This window comes from Rhizobium sp. M10, assembly GCF_002531955.1.
Taxonomy (GTDB): Bacteria; Pseudomonadota; Alphaproteobacteria; order Rhizobiales; family Rhizobiaceae; genus Rhizobium; species Rhizobium etli_C.
In genome coordinates, this window is sequence record NZ_NWTA01000083.1 from 1 (window position 1) to 855 (window position 855).

At 61.9% G+C, this 855-nt stretch carries 2 protein-coding genes; both read left to right on the forward strand.

The features are described from left to right. Positions 1 to 498 (forward strand): carbohydrate ABC transporter permease (locus CO671_RS33135; protein ID WP_141514520.1); only part of this gene is annotated, 498 nt, incomplete at its 5' end. Positions 499 to 501: 3 nt separating this feature from the next. Continuing rightward, the coding region (locus CO671_RS33140) for an ABC transporter ATP-binding protein (protein ID WP_141514518.1) at positions 502 to 855 on the forward strand (354 nt) is incomplete at its 3' end.

The following is an 855-nucleotide window of genomic DNA, read 5'->3' on the forward strand; positions in this document are numbered from 1 at the left end:
CTCGGCTCGCTCGGCCGCTTCGGCATGACGCTGCAGAACGCCACCGGCTTTTCCTTCGGCTTCGGCAATTCGACCGTCAACCTGGTCTTCGTCCATGTCGTCTACGGCCTCGGCTTCACCACGCTGTTCTTCCGCAATTTCTACGAGGCTTTTCCGACCGAGCTGGTCAGAGCCGCCCAGGTCGATGGCGCCAGCTTCTTCCAGATCTTCCGCCGCATCATGCTGCCGAACTCGCTGCCGATCATCGTCGTCACCGTCATCTACCAGTTCACCAACATCTGGAACGACTTCCTGTTTGCCTCGGCTTATGCCGGCACCGGTGACTCCATGCCGATGACGGTGGCGCTCAACAATGTCGTCAACACCTCGACCGGGGTGGTCGAATACAATGTCAACATGGCGGCGGCGATGATCGCCGCCGTGCCGACGCTCATCGTCTACATCCTCGCCGGCCGCTACTTCGTGCGCGGTCTGATGGCGGGCGCAGTCAAAGGGTAAGTCATGGCCTTCCTCGAAATCTCCGGTCTCAGAAAGCGCTTCGGCGCCGTCGACATCCTCAAGGGTATCGACCTCGAACTCGAAAAGGGCGGCTTCCTGGTGCTGGTCGGCCCGTCCGGCTGCGGCAAGTCGACCCTGCTCAACACCATTGCCGGGCTGGAGACGATCACGTCTGGCGATATCCGGATCGACGGGCGCGCCATCAACGGCCTGCATCCGTCCAAGCGCGACATCGCCATGGTGTTCCAGTCCTATGCGCTCTATCCGAACATGACGGTGGCCGGCAACATCGCCTTCGGCATGGAGATCCGCGGCGTGCCGAAGGAGGAGCGGGCCAAGGCGATCAAGCAGGTCTCC